This window comes from Ensifer adhaerens (assembly GCF_001270265.1).
GTDB classification, from domain to species: domain Bacteria; phylum Pseudomonadota; class Alphaproteobacteria; order Rhizobiales; family Rhizobiaceae; genus Ensifer; species Ensifer adhaerens_B.
The window spans coordinates 52,195-70,021 of record NZ_LGAP01000011.1 but is presented as its reverse complement, the minus strand read 5'-3'; the positions used below and the strand labels follow the sequence as shown (position 1 = coordinate 70,021).

The 17,827-nt window shown below is 62.2% G+C and carries 19 protein-coding genes; 9 read left to right on the top strand and 10 right to left on the bottom strand.

The genetic code is table 11. The features are described from left to right. Positions 1 to 28: 28 nt before the first annotated feature. Positions 29 to 805, bottom strand: a complete 777-nt coding sequence (gene phnK, locus AC244_RS17550; protein ID WP_053250114.1) for a phosphonate C-P lyase system protein PhnK — start codon at positions 803 to 805, stop codon at positions 29 to 31. Continuing rightward, complete coding sequence (locus AC244_RS17545; RefSeq protein WP_053250113.1) at positions 802 to 1,680, bottom strand: alpha-D-ribose 1-methylphosphonate 5-phosphate C-P-lyase PhnJ; 879 nt, start codon at positions 1,678 to 1,680, stop codon at positions 802 to 804. The genes phnK and AC244_RS17545 overlap by 4 nt, the downstream gene beginning before the upstream one ends. A 44-nt stretch (positions 1,681 to 1,724) precedes the next feature. Between AC244_RS17545 and AC244_RS17540 the strand changes: the two genes are divergently transcribed. After that, positions 1,725 to 1,916, top strand: a complete 192-nt coding sequence (locus AC244_RS17540) for a hypothetical protein (RefSeq protein ID WP_053250112.1) — start codon at positions 1,725 to 1,727, stop codon at positions 1,914 to 1,916. A 29-nt stretch (positions 1,917 to 1,945) separates the two neighbouring features. Here AC244_RS17540 and AC244_RS17535 read toward each other — a convergent pair whose 3' ends face one another. Genes AC244_RS17535 through phnG form a run of 3 tightly spaced genes read right to left on the bottom strand, consistent with a single transcriptional unit; the run spans position 1,946 to position 4,134 of the window. Then, on the bottom strand, positions 1,946 to 3,055 hold the full coding sequence (locus tag AC244_RS17535) for a carbon-phosphorus lyase complex subunit PhnI (RefSeq protein WP_053250111.1): 1,110 nt from the start codon (positions 3,053 to 3,055) through the stop codon (positions 1,946 to 1,948). A gap of 3 nt (positions 3,056 to 3,058) precedes the next feature. Next, entirely contained in the window at positions 3,059 to 3,667 is a 609-nt protein-coding gene (phnH, locus tag AC244_RS17530) for a phosphonate C-P lyase system protein PhnH (protein ID WP_053250110.1), read from the bottom strand. Then, a complete protein-coding gene (phnG, locus tag AC244_RS17525) occupies positions 3,667 to 4,134 on the bottom strand; it encodes a phosphonate C-P lyase system protein PhnG (protein WP_053250109.1) in 468 nt (155 codons plus the stop codon). The genes phnH and phnG overlap by 1 nt, the downstream gene beginning before the upstream one ends. Before the next feature lie 84 nt (positions 4,135 to 4,218). Here phnG and phnF point away from each other — a divergent pair, with 84 nt between their 5' ends. The 5 genes from phnF to AC244_RS17500 all read left to right on the top strand — a co-directional run bounded on the left by phnF (position 4,219) and on the right by AC244_RS17500 (position 7,379). Then, complete coding sequence (phnF, locus tag AC244_RS17520; RefSeq protein WP_053250108.1) at positions 4,219 to 4,956, top strand: phosphonate metabolism transcriptional regulator PhnF; 738 nt, start codon at positions 4,219 to 4,221, stop codon at positions 4,954 to 4,956. 104 nt (positions 4,957 to 5,060) lie between these two features. Beyond that, positions 5,061 to 5,534 (top strand): hypothetical protein, encoded by a 474-nt coding sequence (locus AC244_RS17515; RefSeq protein ID WP_053250107.1) that lies wholly within the window; start codon positions 5,061 to 5,063, stop codon positions 5,532 to 5,534. A gap of 150 nt (positions 5,535 to 5,684) precedes the next feature. Beyond that, positions 5,685 to 6,233 (top strand): hypothetical protein, encoded by a 549-nt coding sequence (locus AC244_RS17510; protein ID WP_152975996.1) that lies wholly within the window; start codon positions 5,685 to 5,687, stop codon positions 6,231 to 6,233. Continuing rightward, on the top strand, positions 6,230 to 6,826 hold the full coding sequence (locus AC244_RS17505) for a hypothetical protein (protein WP_234716964.1): 597 nt from the start codon (positions 6,230 to 6,232) through the stop codon (positions 6,824 to 6,826). The genes AC244_RS17510 and AC244_RS17505 overlap by 4 nt, the downstream gene beginning before the upstream one ends. A gap of 13 nt (positions 6,827 to 6,839) precedes the next feature. Further along, on the top strand, positions 6,840 to 7,379 hold the full coding sequence (locus AC244_RS17500; RefSeq protein ID WP_053250105.1) for a hypothetical protein: 540 nt from the start codon (positions 6,840 to 6,842) through the stop codon (positions 7,377 to 7,379). On the opposite strand, the gene AC244_RS17495 is transcribed toward AC244_RS17500, so the two are convergent. Continuing rightward, positions 7,360 to 8,712: a hypothetical protein gene (locus AC244_RS17495; protein ID WP_234716963.1), complete on the bottom strand. Its 1,353-nt coding sequence runs from the start codon at positions 8,710 to 8,712 to the stop codon at positions 7,360 to 7,362. The two genes, AC244_RS17500 and AC244_RS17495, sit on opposite strands and share 20 nt — an antisense overlap. Before the next feature lie 195 nt (positions 8,713 to 8,907). On the opposite strand from AC244_RS17495, the gene AC244_RS17490 reads away from it, so the two are divergent. Beyond that, positions 8,908 to 10,302 carry a selenium-binding family protein gene (locus AC244_RS17490; RefSeq protein ID WP_053250103.1) on the top strand — a complete coding sequence of 465 codons (1,395 nt, stop codon included), beginning with the start codon at positions 8,908 to 8,910 and terminating at the stop codon, positions 10,300 to 10,302. 33 nt (positions 10,303 to 10,335) lie between these two features. Further along, positions 10,336 to 10,962: a hypothetical protein gene (locus AC244_RS17485; RefSeq protein WP_053250102.1), complete on the top strand. Its 627-nt coding sequence runs from the start codon at positions 10,336 to 10,338 to the stop codon at positions 10,960 to 10,962. A 15-nt stretch (positions 10,963 to 10,977) separates the two neighbouring features. Here AC244_RS17485 and AC244_RS17480 read toward each other — a convergent pair whose 3' ends face one another. After that, positions 10,978 to 11,691 carry a glutathione S-transferase family protein gene (locus AC244_RS17480; RefSeq protein ID WP_053250101.1) on the bottom strand — a complete coding sequence of 238 codons (714 nt, stop codon included), beginning with the start codon at positions 11,689 to 11,691 and terminating at the stop codon, positions 10,978 to 10,980. Between the two features lie 28 nt (positions 11,692 to 11,719). After that, positions 11,720 to 12,301, bottom strand: a complete 582-nt coding sequence (locus AC244_RS17475; protein ID WP_053250100.1) for a VOC family protein — start codon at positions 12,299 to 12,301, stop codon at positions 11,720 to 11,722. A gap of 412 nt (positions 12,302 to 12,713) precedes the next feature. Here AC244_RS17475 and AC244_RS17465 point away from each other — a divergent pair, with 412 nt between their 5' ends. Continuing rightward, positions 12,714 to 13,187, top strand: coding sequence for an SRPBCC family protein (locus tag AC244_RS17465; RefSeq protein ID WP_053250098.1), 474 nt, complete (start codon positions 12,714 to 12,716; stop codon positions 13,185 to 13,187). 304 nt (positions 13,188 to 13,491) lie between these two features. Here the strand turns inward: AC244_RS17465 and scpA are convergent, their stop codons facing one another. Both scpA and AC244_RS17455 read right to left on the bottom strand, forming a co-directional pair. Next, positions 13,492 to 15,630, bottom strand: a complete 2,139-nt coding sequence (scpA, locus tag AC244_RS17460; RefSeq protein WP_053250097.1) for a methylmalonyl-CoA mutase — start codon at positions 15,628 to 15,630, stop codon at positions 13,492 to 13,494. Positions 15,631 to 15,803: 173 nt separating this feature from the next. Beyond that, positions 15,804 to 17,807: an acetyl/propionyl/methylcrotonyl-CoA carboxylase subunit alpha gene (locus AC244_RS17455; protein ID WP_053250096.1), complete on the bottom strand. Its 2,004-nt coding sequence runs from the start codon at positions 17,805 to 17,807 to the stop codon at positions 15,804 to 15,806. Positions 17,808 to 17,827 lie beyond the last annotated feature (20 nt).

Here is a 17,827-nt window from a genome sequence, read left to right as displayed (position 1 = left end):
ACCGATTTTCACTTTTCGGGATCATGCGTCATACCTGCAGGATGGAGGACACGAGGAGCTGGGTATAGGGCTCGCGCGGATCGTCGAGCACACGGTCGGTCAGTCCCTGCTCAATGACGGCGCCGTCCTTCATCACCATTATGCGGTGCGATAAAAGCCGTGCGACGGCGAGATCGTGAGTGACGATGATGGCCGCAAGGCCGAGATCATGCACAAGACCGCGCACCAGATCGAGCAGGCGCGCCTGGACCGAAACGTCAAGGCCGCCGGTCGGCTCGTCCATGAAGACGAGGCGAGGGGAGGTGACGAGATTGCGGGCAATCTGCAGGCGCTGGCGCATGCCGCCCGAAAAGGCGCGGGGCTGGTCGTCGATGCGGTCGATGCCGATCTCGACGCGTTCGAGCCAATCGCTGGCGGCGACACGGATGTTGCCGTAGTGCCGGTCGCCAACGGCCATCAGTCGCTCGCCGACATTGGCGCCGGCCGAGACCGTCATCCGGAGGCCATCGGCCGGGTTCTGGTGGACGAAGCCCCAGTCGGTGCGCATCAGGAAGCGCCGCTCGGCCTCGCCCATGCGCGCCAGGTCACGGTACTGGCCATCGCGCATATGGTATTCGACGATGCCCGATGTCGGCATCAGCCGGGTCGAAAGGCAGGACAGAAGCGTAGTCTTACCCGAGCCGGATTCTCCGACGATCGCCAGCACTTCGCCGGAGAAGAGGTCGAAGGAGACATTCCGGCATCCGATGCGGCTGCCGTAAAATTTTGAGACGTCATTGACTTTAAGAAGCGGTACGGCGCTCATTCTGCAGCCTCCTGGCGGGCAAGCATGTGTCCAGCATGGCCGCAGTCGCGGCGGTCTTCGCAATGGTCGGTGTCCGAGCAGACGAACATGCGTCCGCCCTTGTCGTCGAGCACCACTTCGTCAAGGTAGACGTTCTCGGCGCCGCAGAGCGCGCAGGGCTTGTCGAACTTCTGCACCTCGAAGGGATGATCGTCGAAATCGAGGCTGACGACCTCAGTATAGGGCGGAACCGCATAGATGCGCTTTTCACGGCCGGCGCCAAAAAGCTGGAGCGCTTCCGACATATGCATCTTCGGATTGTCGAACTTCGGCGTCGGCGAGGGATCCATGACGTAGCGACCCTCGACCTTCACCGGATAGGCATAGGTGGTGGCGATGTGGCCGTTGCGGGCAATGTCCTCGTAGAGCTTCACGTGCATCAGCCCGTATTCTTCGAGCGCATGCATCTTGCGGGTCTCGGTCTCGCGCGGTTCCAGGAAGCGCAAGGGTTCCGGGATCGGTACCTGATAGACGAGCGTCTGGCCCTCCCGCAGGCCTTCCTCGGGAATGCGGTGGCGCGTCTGGATAATGGTCGCCTCCTTCGTCTTCGTCGTCACGGCGACATCGGCGACCTTCTGGAAGAAGGCGCGGATCGACACGGCGTTGGTCGTATCGTCGGCGCCCTGGTCGATGACCTTCAGCACGTCCTTCGGGCCGAGGATCGAGGCGGTGACCTGCACGCCGCCGGTACCCCAGCCGTAGGGCATCGGCATTTCACGCGAGGCGAAGGGAACCTGGTAACCGGGGATGGCGATCGCCTTCAGGATGGCGCGGCGGATCATGCGCTTCGTCTGTTCGTCCAGATAGGCGAAATTATAGGTGGCTAGGTCGTTCATCGCTGATTACCCTCAACATAGTCGACCGCTGATGGGGCCGGGATTTGAGCGAGATAGTCTTCTGGGTCGTGGTGATCTGCGCCGCGGCGGTAACCGCCCTGTTCTGGGTCGCCCGCAGTGCCCGGCACGAGCCGGTCAAGGCGCGTAAGAACGATGGCTCCGGCGATGCCGGTGTCGTGTTTGCCCGGGACAGCGGCGGCGATTGCGGCGGTGGAGATGGCGGCGGCGGCGACTGAATAGCTACTGCTCGCAGAGGCATTCCCGATCATTCGGCCGCCTCCCGTCGTTCCTTCGTCGGTTCACCTGAATTGGCGGCTTCGTAGTCGCGGCGCATGCGGCGGACGAGGTCGAGTTCGGCCTGGAAATCGACATAGTGCGGCAGCTTGAGATGCTCGACGAAGCCGGTCGCCTGAACGTTATCCGCATGCGAGATGACGAACTCCTGGTCCTGGGCCGGCGCCACGATATCCTCGCTGAATTCGTCGGTGCGTAGCGCCCGGTCGACGAGCGACATCGACATGGCCTTGCGCTCGCTCTGGCCGAAGACGAGGCCGTAGCCGCGGGTGAACTGCGGCGGCTGCTTGGCCGAACCCATGAACTGGTTGACCATCTGGCATTCGGTGACGCGGACGACGCCGAGCGAGACCGCAAAGCCGAGTTCGGGCAGGTCCAGTTCGACTTCGACTTCACCGATGCGGACTTCGCCGACAAAGGGGTGTGTGCGGCCATAGCCGCGCTGGGTGGAGTAGGCGAGCGCCAGCAGAAAGCCTTCGTCGCCGCGTGCCAAAGCCTGCAGCCGCAGGTCGCGGGCCATCGGAAACTCCATCGGCTCGCGGGTGAGGTCGCCCATGACGTGGCCCTCAGGCATGCGGCCGTCGCCTTCGATCAGACCTTCGCCGTCGAGAATGTCCGAGACACGCATCACATGCTCGCCCGGCTCCTTGACGGCCGGCTCCTCGACCGCCGCGTCATCGATCAATGAGGGATCGAGCAGACGATGGGTGTAGTCGAAGGTCGGCCCGAGCAATTGTCCGCCGGGCAGATCCTTGTAGGTGGCGGAGACGCGGCGCTCGACCTTCATGGTTGCGGTGTTCACCGGCTCGGAATAACCGAAGCGCGGCAACGTCGTGCGGTAGGCGCGCAGGATGAAGATTGCTTCGATCATGTCGCCGCGCGCCTGGCGCACGGCAAGCGCTGCGAGCTCCCGGTCGTAGAGCGAGGCCTCGGCCATGACGCGGTCGACGGCAAGGCCAAGCTGTTCGACGACCTGCTGGATCGTGATCGACGGTAGCGTGCGGTCGCCGCGGCGGCGGTCTGCGAGGAGGCGGTGGGCGTTGGCAATGGCGGCTTCGCCGCCTTTCACTGCAACATACATTGGTTATGCCTCCTGTCGGACAAGTCTTGACGTGCGCGGCAGGCAGAGAACGCTGTCGCCTGCCGTCAGCACGAGGTCGATGCCGCGCGGGAAGATCGCGCGGTTGGCGCTCCAGAAATCGAGGAAGACGTCCGGCAGGCCACGCACCGCGATGGTGACGTCATCCTTGATACCCGGCCCGCGACAGATAAGCGGCTTGCCGCCGGTCAGCGCTTCGATCTCGATGACGAGCGTCGTCGAGCGATCCGGATATTCCTGCGTGCCGAGGGAAAACTGGTCGAAGCCTGGAACCGGCGCGCCTTTTTCAACAAATGCAAAACGGGCGTCCGTCTTGCTGTTGGTCACGGTCGCGCCGGTGTGGAAGGCGATCCACTGCGGTACGGCGGATTTGGCAAGCGAAGGCGTCAGCCAGACGGCCGTGTCATGATCGCACAGCGTCAGCGCCACGGCCCCGGCAGCCGCACCCATTGGTGCCGGCGGCGTGCTCGAGGCCTCGAGACGGACGATCTGCCCCGGGCGGGCAAAGCCGTCCATCAGGCTCTTGAATACGGATTGGGCGGAAAAGACCGGGTCCGCGAAGGCGCCGGCGTAGATTTGCGATTGGCTGGCCATCAGTCGTCTCCGCGAACCATGGTGAAAAAGTCGACGCGGGTCGCCGCGGTTTCTTCGGCCGTTCGGCGATCTTCTGCCGCGATGCGCGAAGCAATCTTCCGGTGAAGCGCCTCGACAGTTGCGCGATCGCCGTTACGCTGGAAGAGTGCATCGAAGATTGCGGCAAGGCGCGCACGCTGCTTGTCCGTGCCGAGCAACTGACCATGGCCGATTTCGCCGGTGGAAAGCCGGATCGTTGCGCGCGACACGGTTGCCTCGCCGAGATTGAAGGCATCGCCGCCGCCGCCGATGCGGCCGCGAACCATGACGAGGCCCGTTTCCGGTCCGCGAACGGGCGAGACATCGGGCTTGTCGGCAAGCGCTTCCCAGGCTGCGTTGAGTTCTTCCGAAGACGCGCGGGCCAGCAGCCGCATGCCTGCCTTGCGCGCCGTGTCCGGCGGACTTTCCTGTTTCAGCTTCGCATCCATCACTTTCACCTCAAATGTCTATTGATCTAGACAACTGTACATCTTATGCTTTTCCATAACGTCCGCAAATGACAGGCTTGTGACATGGCAAAGCGAAAAGTGGTTGAACGGCAGACAGGCGTCGCGCTCTGGCGACAGATCGCAGACCGGATCCGACTGGCAATAAGCAATGGCGATTACGATGCTGCCGGCATGGTGCCGCCAGAAACGGTCCTTGCCGGCGAGTTCGGCGTCAACAGGCATACGGTGAGAAGCGCGCTTGCCGCCCTTGCCGAGGAGGGTTTGGTTCGGGCCGTCCAGGGCCGCGGCACGATGATCGAGCGCAAGGAGCGCGTGAGCTATCCGATCTCCCGTCGCACCCGCTTCTCGCAGGGGCTCGGGCGGCAGGTGAAGGAGATCGGCACCCGCCTGCTCGGCCATGCCGAACTGCGGGCATTTGGCGACATTGCCTCAGCATTGGGCATTGCGCCCGGTGAACCGGTGATCGAATTGCGCACCGTCAGCAGCGGCGACGGCAGGCCGCTGTCCGTTTCGGCAAGCTATTATCCCGCCGCGCGCTTTCCCCGGATGGCGGAGGAGTTCGAGGAACTGCATTCTGTGACAAAGGCGTTTGCCGCCCACGGCCTCGACGACTACGTGCGCGTCTCGACCGAGATCGTCGCCCGCCATGCCGACGGCGACGAGCTCTCCATGCTGAAACTCTCGGCAGGCGCGATCGTGCTTGAAGCTCAGTCGGTCAATGCGGACCTCGACGGCAGACCGGTGGAGTATTCCCGTAGCTGTTTTGCTGCCGACCGAATGAAGCTGAGGATCGAAACGTAGTCTGTTTGGTTGTGGCTCTTCGATTTCGCCCGCACAGGTCTCTCTCTCCGCCCGAATCGACCAATAGGAAATGGTTCTAAACGGCTTCATAGAGGGGCGCTTCGTTGAGGGGACGCATCGGCGTACTGGTTCTGATCGGTGCTTTGCTACTGGCGACGCAACCCGCACGGGCGGACGACGGCGAATTTTTCGGACTCTGGCGCGAAGTTGGCGCGAAGCCTATCGGTTATGAGGGCTGTCTCAGCATCGCCCGGCACGGCACTGTTTTGACCATTGTCAGCGAAGCAGGCTGGTCGGCCGTCGCGGCCGCCGACAGTTATGTCTATGCGTCCTACGCTAGCGGAACCGGACGATGGCAGCCCGACATCGGCGGCAAATATCCTCATGCACCGTTCGAGGTGTATCTCGCTCTCGCAGGTAGCCGGTTGTTCGTCGCCTTGATGACGAAGAGCGACCGCAGTCCATCACCGCCTGTCAAGCTCATCTACGAGAGGCGGCCGCCCGCCGAAGACGAAGAATTGGGTGAGGTTCGCAAGATCAAGATAGGTCGCGAATGCTCTCGGCATTGCCGGCCGTGAAACGGTGGCGGGCTGCTGAAAAATCTGAGAGCTTTGATTTCCCGGGTAAGTCACACTATCTTCCGGTTGCAGGAGCGATCAAAGCTAGGCGGAGGTGCGATGCCGATCGCGCGACGGTCGAAATTGAAGCGGCGTCTTCCGGCGATGCTCGTGACAGGCATCGGAGGCATGGTGGCGGCAGCCGTCTCCTTCGCAACGGCAGTCTACGAGGCAGCCAATCCCGCTCCCGTCGAGCTTGTCAAAAAGGACGAGCCAATCGACACAGGTCGTTGGCTTGTCACGATAAACAATGCCTCGATGGCCGCGGTTCCCCCAACGGGAACCAAACCGGTCGACGCCAAGCGGTTCTTGACGGTCGACCTCGAACTCGACAACCGCTCGGCTGCGACAAGCAATGCCTTCATGCGGCTGATCTCGATCGAGATGCTACCTTCGATCAAGCTCCCTGAGCCGGTGTACTACCTCGCCCGTGACAAATGGATCGCGAGCGCGATCAACCCTGGCATGCCGGAGAAGGTGATTGCAGTTTGGGAATGGCCGGAGGGTTCTCCGAGCCCGAAGGCACTGCGCTTCTCGGTCGCCAAGCAGATCTACAAGCCGCGCGACAATCTCTATGGTGCGCCCGGATGGTTTGAAGACGGTAAGGCTGCCATCGTCGAAATGGCCGTGAGTGGGCAACCGGACGAGGCGGTGCAATGATGGCGGTGCTGCGCTCGATCCTGTTGCTCGGGCTTGGCGCCCTCGTGCTCTTCGTCATGCAGCACAATACGCCGGGCTATGGTGATATCACGTCGCCGATCGCGATCCGTGGCAAGGCGGGCGAGCGGGTGGAAGGCCATGCCTTTGCCTATGGTGCCGCGAACGTGCACCTGGCGCGGGTGGTCAAGACGGAAAGTTTCGGTCGGGTGCGCGACTATTCAAGCTCGGGCGTCTGGCTGATCATCGAAGGTGCAGCGGTTGCCAAGAAGGAAAGCCTGACGTTGCTGTCGGCGGAATGGTTGTCGCCGGGCGGTATCCGGTATGCCCTTAGTCAACGTTTCTCGACCATGCGCGGCGGCTACCTGCCGACCGAGCGACTGGAGCCGGGCTTGCCCAAGCCGGTGCTGATCGCATTCGAATTGCCGGAGACTGCGATCAAAGGCGGACGTCTGCTCATCGCGCGCTCGGCGTTGACGCCTCTCGGCGAAGAGCTTTGGATCGATCTCGACCAGAAGGCGCAGCTGGAGATCAAACCATCGATCACGCTTGCGCGCGGTAGCGGCAGCATGCCGTGGACATTGGCGGCGAAATGACAAGGGGCCGACCATGAGCCAGAGACGTCTGTTCTGGACCTGCCTCCTGGCGCTTGTTGCCGTGCTGCCGCTGGCGATCGTTGTCCACGCCTGGGATAGTTTGCGCCAGATGCCTGTGTTTACCGGCAAGCACGACATCGTCGTCGAAGGCGGCGCGGTCCAGCCCTATGCGGGCGGGCAATGGAAGCTTGCCGACCTGAAGCGGCTGCCCGGTCCTTCGGACGAGGCGCGTATCGTTCTGGCTGAATTCGAGACTGAGCCGAGAGATCTGGCAATGCTGGCCCAGAGCGCGTGCCGGGTCCGGCTCGTGGATGCGGAGGGCCGGCGTTTCGAGCCCCTGATGCTGTCGGAGCCTATCGTACGCGAGATGTATCCCGAAGTGGCGGACCGCCCGCGCTGCTCGAGCCTCGCCTTCGCGAATGCCGGAAACGGGGGCACGGTCAGAATGGTCGAAAGCTTTATCGTCCCGGCAAAGGCAAGCGATCTCTCGCTCGTGGTTGAAGTTCAAGGTGGGGAAGTCGGCGTGCTCGTCTTCAAGTGGAAGCGTAGCTAGGCGTGACCACAGGCGTTGCCCGCGAAATGGCATATTCGAGCATGGCGGCCAGCAGCGAAATGCGCATGGCATCAAGCAGGATGCCGCCGTCGAGATCGCTGGGACTGCCGATGATGACGGCCAGAATACTGAACGCCAACTCCCAGGTCGCGAATTCTTCAACACCGAGCAGCCGCGTCGTAGCAAACCAGAGCCACGCGCCAAGCCAGCCGATTAGCCGATCGGCAACGATGAAGGTAAGCAAGGTTGCCAGCCCCGAGCTAAGTGTCAGCTTCAAGCACGTCCAGACCGGCCCGTAACGCGAACGATAATCGCTGACGAAGTGTTCGAGAAAATCGGCCAGCCACGTGCGCCAGGTCCGGGCCCTGGTTGGCGCCGGCCTGGCGCGAGGACTGGCCGTGGAAAGTTCATAGCCGTTGATGATCGCGGCCATCACCAGCCAGACCAACGGCAGGAGGGCGTAGAAGAACAGGCTTTGCGCCTGCGTCAGCCAGTCCGGCTCGCGAAACTCCGCGGGTATGAAGCCCTCGGTGGCGTAGGCCGTGCCGATTAGTTGGAAGCTCATGGCCCCACCAAGAGAGCTCAACAGCTTGCCGGCGCCGAGCCACGCGATGAATTGGTCCTTCCAGATCGAGAGCCCATAGAGGCCGATAAAGATCCAGCTCGCGTCCGCTGCAACGATCAGCAAGCGCCAATGTGGCGCCGGGCTCCTTTTGCTCATGCGCTTGGCAGTCCAGCGCACCAACCAGCAAAAAGCAATGGAAAGCAGCAGTCCGCTTGAACTGAGAATGTCGAAGAAATCCGCCTTTTCACCGAAGGCGACCTTGCTGAGCGCCAGCCGAGAGTATTCACGGACCGTGTCGCCAAGGAAGCCCCAGGCCGCGTAGTAGGCGAAGAACGGCAGGATGGCCGCAGCAGTAACGGCCAGCAAACGCCGATCATCACCGCCGGATTTGCCTGATGAGACCGACGCATTCCTTGTTTGCCGGAGCGATTCGAGCGCGGGCAATCCCGGGCGCAGGGCCAGAAACATCAGGACGACGATGACGAGCTTGGCAAGGACGACGAGTGACAACACCACCATACCGCCGAGGGGATGGTGCATACCCACTTCAACCGCGGCACGTACTAGCAGGTCCCGGACGATGTAGCCTGCAGCCCCGATCAGGAGCAGCTGCGGCCAAAAGCGGGCAAGCAAGCGTCCCATGAGGCCAAGGGGACCGAGCGCATCAGCATTCGACGTCATGACCGGAACATAGTTGCCTCGGGCCTTGAGTACAACCGTGGCGCCCCAAACGATAGCGTCAGGGTGGTAAGGCGACGAACGGCGCACGGTCAGCGGCGCGACGGCAGGCCACTGTCCGTTTCGTCAAGCGATAATCCGGCCGCAGGCGGTAGGCCCGGCCGGAAGCAGCAGTTCTCCTTTTGAGGAAGTAAGGCAATGCGCCGCATTTCCGACGCGATTTTGCCGCATCACCAAAGCCTGCATCAGGATCCACGCATTGGGAATTCTCCGGGGAGAATGGAAATGGCGACGTGGCGACCCGATCCTTCCTTTTATCCATCACCACGCATGGCGGCCAAGGCTCCAAAGGAAACCGTCGCCTATGTCGCGGCGTTCGATCCCGAGCGGGCGAGGCCGGATGCCATCGCCGTCGTCGATGTCGACCCGACGTCGCCGAGCTATTCGCAAATCGTCGGACAGGTCGACATGCCGAATGTTGGCGACGAGCTCCATCATTTCGGCTGGAATGCCTGCTCCTCCTGTCTTTGCCCCAATGCGCCGCACCCGCATGTCGAGCGTCGCTATCTGGTCGTGCCGGGCTTGAGGTCCTCGCGGCTCCACATCCTCGACACCAAGCCAGACCCGCGCAATCCGCAGATCATCCGCGTGATCGAGCCTTCGGAAATTGCCGAAAGGGCGAACTATTCGCGATTGCACACCGTCCATTGCGGGCCCGAGGGCATCTACGTCAACGCGCTCGCGGACCGTAACGGCAATGCGCCCGGCGGCATCTTCCTCTTGGATCACCAGAGTTTCGACGTGCTCGGCCAATGGGAAATGGATCGTGGGCCGCAAAAGCTCGCTTATGATTTCTGGTGGCATCTCGGCCACGACACGCTGATTACCAGCGAATGGGGCACGCCGGATACCTTCGAGAACGGGCTGGTTCCGGAGGTGCTGCTCGGCTCGAAATACGGCCGCAGACTGCATTTCTGGGATCTGCACAAGCGCAAGCACCTGCAGGAGATCGACTTCGGCGAGGAGCACCAGCTCGTCTTCGAACTGCGCCCGGCCCACGATCCGACCAAGGCCTATGGCTTCGTCGGCTGTGTCATCAGTCTCAAGGACCTCTCCGCGTCGATCTGGACCTGGTATCGCGACAAAGACCAATGGGCAGTCAAGAAGGTGATCGAGATCCCGGCGGAGCCCGCCGATCCGGATCTCCTGCCGCCCGTGCTCAAGGGCTTCAACGCGGTTGCGCCGCTCGTCACCGACATCGACCTTTCGATGGACGATCGGTTCCTCTACGTTTCCTGCTGGGGCACCGGCGACATGATCCAGTATGACGTTTCCGACCCGCTCGCGCCGAAGGAGACGGGCCGGGTACGGATCGGTGGAATCGTTTCGCGCGCGACCCATGCGAAGGCCAAAAACGGAGCGTTGAACGGCGGGCCGCAGATGGTAGAGATCAGCCGGGACGGCAAGCGGGTCTATTTCACCAATTCGCTCTATGGCGCAATCGACCCGCAATTCTATCCCGACGGCATCGACGGGTGGATGGTCAAGCTGGATGTCAATGACGGCGGCGGGATAGCGTTCGACGAGAATTTCTTCGTCGACTGGCCGAAAGGTCATCGCCCGCATCAGGTTCGCCTCGAAGGCGGGGACTGCTCGTCCGATTCCTACTGTTATCCGTAAGGAGGGTGCGGCCGTGCGGCCCTACCAGGGCGAATGACGACCTTCTGGCCATGGCTTTCGCTTGCGGGGCTTGGCGCCTTTCACGGCTTCAATCCGGCGATGGGCTGGCTCTTCGCCGTGGCGCTGGGGCTTCACCGTCAGAGCCGGCGGATCGTCTGGCTGTCCCTTGTTCCCATTGCGATTGGCCACGCCATTTCCATCGCGACCGTGTTGGCGGTCGTTGTCGCGTTCGGCGCGGCCCTGGATCTGCACAGCTTCAGGCTTGCCGCCGCCTTGCTCATTCTCGGCCTCGCCGCCTACGGTGCCCTTTACGGACACAGCCACCGCGTCAGAGTCGGAATGCGAATCGGCATGGCCGGCCTGGCGCTCTGGTCCTTCCTGATGGCGACGAGCCACGGGGCGGGTTTGATGCTGGTGCCCGCGGTCCTCAGCCTCTGCCTTGCGGATCACTCCGGCGACCTTGCAATGGCGAGTTCGCTGCCGGTCTCGCTCGCCGCCGTTGCGGTTCATAGCGGAGCAATGCTGGCGGTCACCGCGGCGGTGGCGCTCGCCGTCTTCGAGTGGCTTGGCCTTGCGGCCCTGCGCTCGGCGTGGATCAATTTCGATCGCCTGTGGACACTGGCGCTCGGCGCGACCGGCATCGTCCTTCTTGTTCAATGAACGTAAATCATCGGTCTAGGCGGTCCCTGTCAATTCCTCTTGCCTCTGGGCCTTCACGTAATCGATGTAACCGCGAACATCTGCGGCGGGTTCGGAGTAGGCGTTGCCGAGCGATTTCTCGATCGCTGCCATATAGGTCGCCGCCCAGGCCGGCAGGGGATAATCGATCACTGCGAGGAATTCGAGCGTCGCGGCAAGCCTTATGTCGGCAATCGACGGTTTGGTGCCACCGATGAAGGCTTTCCCGCCCATATAGAACGTGTGGAAGACTTCGAGCGGCTCGGCCAGCGCCTCCGCAGCTTCCTTGCGCGCGTGCTCCTTGGTGTCAGCGTCGGCGTCGCTATAGCCGACTTCGCCCGGATATTGTGGGAACTTGAGCGCCGGATAGGTGGCGCGCGCGAGATAGGGATAGAAGGTGCCGATCAGGTAGAACATGGCGCTGTCGATCATCGCCCGCGTCTCGGGATCCTTCGGATAGAAGTCGTCGAGCCCGTGTTTGTTGCAGAGATACTGCATGATCGCGCAGCTCTCCCACAGCGCACCCTTGGGCAAATCTGCCGTTTCGATCATCGGCGTCAGGTGTGAAGGCGCCCTCGCCAGATACTCGGCCGAGCGCGTTTGCCCATAGACGTCATGCTCGCTGAAATTGAGGCCTGCGGCGCGAACGAACACGCGCGCCGTCAGGTTGTTGACGCTGGGCTTGATGACATTGAGTTTGATTGCAGACATGAGTGATCCTCCCTTTTCGTGCCCGCGCTCAGTACGGATTCCTGGGCGCCCGATCGGTTGACAATGAAGGCCGGTTCCGCTCGATCAGGGCCTCGATCGCATCGGCGAGATGCACTTCGGCAATGGCGTAGTCGCCGCGGGCAACGCGAATTCGGTGCGCTTCCATCAGCACCTCGGCATGCGTGTGGCCGGCCGGCGGCTCGAACCGATAGGACGCGAGCTCGATCAGCAGGCCAAGCGGGTCTTCGAAATAGATCGAATCCATGAAGCCGCGATCCTTGACGCCGCTGTTGCCGATCTCCCGCTCATTGAGACGATCGACCGCCTGCTGGAACGTCGCGCGCGAGACGGCGAAGGCGATGTGATGCACACAGCCGATATCCGTCGATGTCCGCTTCGGATCGGGCTTGCGGGCCTCGTCGGTAAAGACGGTAATCAGCCGGCCATCGCCCGGATCGAAATAGAGATGGCTTTCGCTCGCTCGATCGAGGTTCGGTTGCTCGAAGATGAAGGGCATGCCGAGCACGCCTTCCCAGAAGTCGATCGACGTCTGCCGGTCCGCGCCGACGAACGTGATGTGATGGACCCCTTGCGATTGCAGTTTTCGCATAGCTGGCCTTCCTGCATATAGCAGCGGAATGCGGGTAGAAACCGCTCACGGTTTCTACTTCCCGCTCCAGCCAATTGTCGCCTGTAGCGGACAGAAGGCAAGCGCCAATGCAGGGCTGGTCGCCCGCTTTGCCGCGGACAGAATGAAGCCGCATATCGAGACGGGGGCTATTCTCTCAGAGCTGTTCTGCCGGGTGATCGATCATTGATACGCACCAAGATGTGGCGCTTGCCCGGCGAATATGTCGTGATTTTCAGAATTCCAGCGCTCGCGATTTCCGGCGCGAGGCTCCCTGGGCCACGTTCTGGGTGTTCGCGCTCTGGGTTAGTGCTCTTTTGCCGTCCGACGAACGAGCCTATCCTGCCTGTTGTTCATCCGAAGAGCTCCGCGCTCGCGCCGAACGGGGTTTGCTATGCCCTCGACCGAGTTTCATCTTGTTACCAAATGGACCGTCGATGCCTCTGTAGAGGACGTCTGGTGGGAGCTGAGCAGACCAGAGACTTGGCCCGATTGGTGGTCGTCGGTGAAACAGGTTTCCGTCCTGCACGAGGGCGACGAGCGCGGCGTTGGGACGATCCGGAGGATGCACTGGGCTACTGCATTACCCTATGATCTCACCTTTGACATGGAAACGACGAGGGTTGAGCCGCTTTCGCTCATCGAAGGCAGGGCCGTCGGTGAGCTCGAGGGCCTCGGCCGGTGGACGCTCCGGGCCAACGGCTCCAATTGCGATGTGCGCTATGACTGGATCGTCAAGGTCACGAAACCGTGGATGATCCGGCTTTCGTTCATTCTAAGGCCCGTGTTCAGCTGGAACCATGCGGTCGTCATGGAGCGCGGTCGGCGCGGTCTTCTGCATCGTCTACAGCGCCGCGCGTCTTATTAGACGCGCAAAGGTCGCTGTAGCACTTTGAAGCGCTGCATGTTTTTATCCTTAATCGGCTACGATTTAAGGAAACATGCAGTAGGTGTGGAGCCTCAATAGGTTGGTCCTCGGCTTTGTCGGCCTGTTGTTTTTTGCGTTTGCGGCGGCCGCGCAGGGACGGCTGGCCATACCTTCGCGGGGAAGTGGAGACGACTTGCTTCAACGGCTGGCCGTTGTGACAAGTGCCATTCGGCATCTTGAGGCATGGAGGACCTGCTGACCGTAACGAGCAGCAATGGCTGGCAGGCCTTCCGCCCTTGGCGCATCAGATGTTCCGCCGCTTACCCTCGATCAGGTCAAGCACGGCACGGGCGGCATCCAGCACGTTGGTGCCGGGTCCGAAGACGGCCGAAACACCGTTGTCCATCAGATATTCGTAATCCTGTCGCGGGATGACGCCACCACAGATGACGATGATATCCTCGCCACCGCGTTTTTTCAGCGCCTCGGCAAGCTGCGGCATCAGGGTCTTGTGGCCGGCGGCAAGCGACGACACGCCGATCACGTTGACCTTGCTGGCAAGCGCCATGTCGGCCGCCTCTTCAGGGGTCTGGAACAGCGGCCCGGCGAGAACGTCGAAGCCGATATCGCCAAAGGCCGAGGCGATCACTTTGGCGCCGCGATCGTGGCCATCCTGGCCGAGTTTCGCCACCATGATTCTAGGCTTGCGACCGAGTTTTTCCGAGACTTCATCGAGCCGTTCGGTCAGCAACGCAAGTTCAGGCTCGCCCTCATAGGCCTTGCCATAGATCTTGCTGACCACCTTGGGTGTGGCAGTATGGTCACCGAAAGCCGCGCGCATGGCGTCGGAGATCTCGCCGACGGTCGCCCGGGCACGGGCTGCGTCGACCGCAGCCGCCAGCAGGTTACCGTCGCCTGTGCGGGCGAATTCGGTAATGGTGGCCAGCGTCGTTGCCACATCCTGCGAATTGCGCCGACGCTTGGTTTCCTCGATCCGGCGGATCTGGGCGGCGCGCACGGCAGTGTTGTCGATCTCCAGAATGTCGATCGGCTCTTCGTTGTCGAGCCGGTACTTGTTGACGCCGACGATGACTTCTTCGCCCTTGTCGACCGCCGCCTGCCGGCGGGTGGCCGCCTCTTCGATCAGCCGCTTCGGCAATCCGGCATTGACCGCTTCGGTCATGCCGCCCATCGCCTCGACTTCCTCGATCAGCGCCCACGCTTTCTCCGCCAGCTCGTTGGTGAGGCTTTCGACATAATAGGAGCCGGCCAGCGGATCGACGACCTTGGTCACGCCCGTCTCATGCTGCAGGATGAGCTGGGTGTTGCGGGCGATGCGCGCCGAAAACTCGGTCGGCAGCGCGATCGCCTCGTCGAAGGAGTTGGTGTGTAGCGACTGGGTGCCGCCAAGAGCTGCCGACATCGCCTCGAAGGCGGTGCGGATGATGTTGTTGTAGGGATCCTGCTCCTGAAGCGAGACGCCCGAAGTCTGGCAATGGGTGCGCAGCATCAGCGACGACGGTTTCTTCGGCTCGAACTCGGTCATGATCCGCGTCCACAGCAGCCGTGCTGCACGAAGCTTGGCGGCCTCCATGAAGAAGTTCATGCCGATGGCGAAGAAAAAGGAAAGGCGGCCGGCGAACTCATCGACGTTCAGGCCCTTTGCAAGTGCCGCGCGCACATATTCGCGGCCGTCGGCGAGCGTGAAGGCGAGCTCCTGCACCAGCGTCGCGCCCGCCTCCTGCATGTGATAGCCGGAGATCGAGATCGAGTTGAACTTCGGCATCTCCTTTGCCGTGTACTCGATGATATCGGCGACGATACGCATCGAGGGTTCCGGCGGGTAGATATAGGTGTTGCGGACCATGAACTCCTTGAGGATGTCGTTCTGGATGGTCCCCGACAGCTTGTCGCGCGAAACGCCCTGTTCCTCGCCGGCGACGATGAAGGAGGCGAGGATCGGGATGACCGCGCCGTTCATCGTCATCGACACCGACATTTCTTCGAGCGGAATGCCATCGAACAGGATCTTCATGTCCTCGACCGAATCGATCGCGACGCCGGCCTTGCCGACGTCGCCCTCGACGCGCGGGTGATCGCTGTCATAGCCGCGATGGGTGGCAAGGTCGAAGGCGACCGAAAGGCCCTTCTGGCCGGCGGCGAGGTTCTTGCGGTAAAAGGCGTTCGAGGCTTCGGCGGTCGAGAAGCCGGCATATTGCCGGATCGTCCAGGGCCGGCCGGCATACATCGTCGCGCGGGGCCCGCGCAGGAACGGCGCGAAACCCGGCAAGGATCCGAGATGGCCGATGCCGTCGAGATCGTCCGCAGTATAGAGCGGCTTGACCGCTATGCCTTCCGGCGTCTGCCAGGTGAGGCTTTCAGAGGGTGCCTTGAGTTCGCGCTCGGCGAGGGTCTCCCAGTCTTTCACGGTCTTATCGCTCATCGGTAACTCCTTGGCCCAAAGGCCGCCTTCCGGACATCATCCCTGTGCCCGTCACAGGGATCCAGCCACGCCAAGTCCCTCGTGTGAAAGAACGGACTTCGTGCGCCGCCAACGCGGCGCTGCTGGATTGCTGTGACAAGCACAGGAATGAGGGCGTGATTGCTCGGCAACCATCATTCGAATTCCATGATCAACTCGTCAACCGCGAGGCTCGCGCCGGCGGCGACGGCCACACGCTTGACGGTGGAGCGCTTCTCGGCCCGCAGAATGTTTTCCATCTTCATCGCCTCGACGATCGCAAGCGACTGGCCCGCTTCCACCGTGTCGCCGGGCTTGACCGAGACCGAGGTGATGACGCCGGGCATCGGGCAAAGCAGCATCTTCGAGGTGTCCGGTGGCAGCTTCTTCGGCATCAGCTTGGCAAGCTCGGCGACGCGCGGGCTTCTGACCCGGGCAATCACGTCGATGCCGCGCCAGCGCAGCCTGATCGCGGTGCCGGTCAGTTCCACCTTCACGCTCATCGGCTGATTGTCGATGTTGAAGGTGGCAAGCGTGCGGCCCGGCGTCCAGTCGCCGGCGATCGAGGCGGATGTGCCATCCTCGAAGCGGACATAGGCCCCGTCGGCCGATGCACCCGATGTCAGCGGAAGGTCCATGTCGGCCAGAGTGACGACCCAATCGTTGCCGACGATCCGGCGATGATTGCCGATGGTGCCGGAAATCTGGCTGGCGCGCTCCTGCAGGACCTGGTTGATCGAAACGGCGATCGCCGCCAGCTTGCGCGCCGATGCTTCGTCCGGCGTCACGCCATAAAAACCGTCGGCAAACTCCTCGGCGATATAGGCGGTCGTCAGACGGCCGTCGCGGAAGCGCTGCTGCTGCATCACGGCGGACAGGAAAGGCAGGTTGTGACCGATGCCTTCGACCTCGAACTGGTCGAGCGCGCCCGCCATAGCTTCGACCGCGGTCAGGCGGTCCGGTCCCCAGGTGCAGAGCTTGGCGATCATCGGATCATAATACATCGAGATCTCGCCACCTTCGAAGACGCCAGTGTCGTTGCGCGTCACCGTGCCGTCGTCGTTTGCACCTTCGGCCGGCGGCCGATAACGCGTCAACCGGCCGATCGAAGGCAGGAAGTTGCGATAGGGATCTTCGGCATAGAGACGGCTCTCGATCGCCCAGCCGTTGAGCTTCACGTCCGCCTGACCAAAGGCGAGCTTCTCGCCGGCCGCAACGCGGATCATCTGCTCGACAAGATCAAGGCCGGTCACGAGTTCGGTGACCGGGTGTTCGACCTGCAGGCGGGTATTCATTTCGAGGAAGTAGAAGTTGCGATTGCCGTCGACGATGAACTCGACGGTGCCGGCCGAGTGGTAGCCGACGGCCTTTGCCAGCGCCACGGCCTGCTCGCCCATGGCCTTGCGGGTGGCGGCATCCAGGAACGGCGAGGGGGCCTCCTCGATGACCTTCTGGTTGCGGCGCTGGATCGAGCATTCGCGCTCGCCGAGATAGAGCGTGTTGCCGTGCTTGTCGCCGAGAACCTGGATTTCGATATGACGCGGTTCGGTCACGAACTTTTCGATGAAGATCCGGTCGTCGCCGAACGAGTTCTTCGCCTCGTTCTTCGAAGACTGGAAGCCTTCGCGTGCCTCCTGATCGTTCCAGGCGATGCGCATGCCCTTGCCGCCGCCGCCGGCCGATGCCTTGATCATCACGGGATAACCGATCGATCCGGAGATCTTCACGGCTTCGTCGGCATCCGCGATCAAGCCCATGTGACCGGGGACGGTGGAGACGCCAGCCTCGGCCGCAAGCTTCTTCGACGTGATCTTGTCGCCCATCGCCTGGATCGCTCCGACCGGCGGGCCGATGAAGGCGACGCCTTCCTTCTCCAGCGCTTCGGCGAAGGCTGCATTTTCCGAAAGGAAGCCGTAGCCGGGATGAACAGCGTCTGCGCCGGTGCTGCGGATCGCCGCGATGATCTTGTCGATGACGATATAGGACTGCGCCGAGGGCGAAGGACCGATATGGACCGCCTCGTCGGCCATGCGCACATGCATGGCGTCGCGGTCGGCGTCGGAATAGACGGCGACGGTGGCGATGCCCAGTTTCTTCGCGGTCTTGATGACGCGGCAGGCGATCTCGCCACGGTTGGCGATGAGGATCTTCTTGAACATGCGTTTCTCTTTCAAATCCT